Below are 1,228 nucleotides of genomic sequence, written 5' to 3' on the forward strand. Positions count from 1 at the left end.
ATTTATAATTATTTCAATTTATAATTATTTTGAATGTAATAATTTGGAATATATTTTAATTTTTTTCTTAGCAAAGACATTTTGCCTGACAAAATTTAGTTTTGTATGTTTGAGGTTGGGTTTGGTTTTTGTGTTGTAAAAAATCTTTTAAAAAGGTTTTGTCAATTTCCATCATAGCATCTATTGGCAAAGAGGCCTCATCAAACCATTTTAGTTCAGCAACTTCATCATCTTGTGGGCTTAATTTTCCTTGTGTTTTAGTTACTAAAAAAGCCATAACAACTGGATAGACAACATCTCCGTTAGGATAATTGATAACAAAATGTTTTCCACAATAGGTACGAAAGGGATGAATTTCTAAAGCTTTAAGACCTGTTTCTTCTTCTAGTTCTCTTACGCAAACATCAGCTCCAGTTTCTCCTAATTCCATTGCTCCACCATGAAGTCCCCAAACATTAAAATCTTTGCGGAATTGCAATAAATATTTATTATTTTCATAAACAATAACGGAAGCCCCAGGAGAAAATAAAGGGTCTTTCCCAATTTTTTGGCGCAATTTGTTGATATAGTTGCTCATTTAAAAAACCTTTTTCCATTCTTTCTTTTTTAATTTATTTTTTTAATTTTAGCTTTTTTAATTTTAATATTGTTAATATTGTCAAAAAGTTATTTTTGAATTAAGAAATAAATATTTTTGGTAAAATTAGTAAAAAGTGTAGATAGCATAGATAGCAAATAAATGAAAATGCAAATAATAAGTTTTTTGTAAAAAATATTTCAAATTATTATTTGATTTATTATAAATAGTTGTTTAATTGATGGTTAAAATTTTGCTAATATTTTTCCTCCCAATATTTTTTTGGATAACTTTTATTTCTGTATTTGTTGGATGGCACAATTTATGGCTTTAATTTTTTTATTTTTTAAATCAAACTTTACAAATGAAAGTAAACTTTTAAAATTAAAAGCTTAGTGAAATAGGGCTTTAACAACCAAAATAAAAGATGACAAAACTAAAAAAAATTATACTTACTATTTTATTTTAGCATTTTTTTTAATATTATGTTATTTTTTGCTAACTTTTTTTTATTTTTTTGTTGTTTTGTAATTTGAAAAAGGCAATTTTTAGTAATTTGTTAATTTGAGCTACTAAAAATACTTGATTATTCAAAAATATTGACTTTTATATTAGTTGTAAAAAGTGCAAAAATATTATAATAACTCAAAA

1 protein-coding gene is annotated in these 1,228 nt (G+C 23.9%); it reads right to left on the reverse strand.

From position 1 onward, the window contains the following. Nucleotides 1-67: 67 nt before the first annotated feature. Nucleotides 68-577: an NUDIX hydrolase gene (locus OL66_RS00805; RefSeq protein ID WP_034172075.1), complete on the reverse strand. Its 510-nt coding sequence runs from the start codon at nucleotides 575-577 to the stop codon at nucleotides 68-70. Between the last annotated feature and the right edge of the window lie 651 nt (nucleotides 578-1,228).

Origin of the sequence: Chrysanthemum yellows phytoplasma, from assembly GCF_000803325.1 — a bacterium.
GTDB classification, from domain to species: domain Bacteria; phylum Bacillota_I; class Bacilli_A; order Acholeplasmatales; family Acholeplasmataceae; genus Phytoplasma; species Phytoplasma asteris.

Coding starts and splice junctions, on each gene's coding strand:
- OL66_RS00805 (WP_034172075.1), bottom strand. CDS start 577: ATGAGCAACTATATCAACAAATTGCGCCAAAAAATTGGGAAAGACCCT.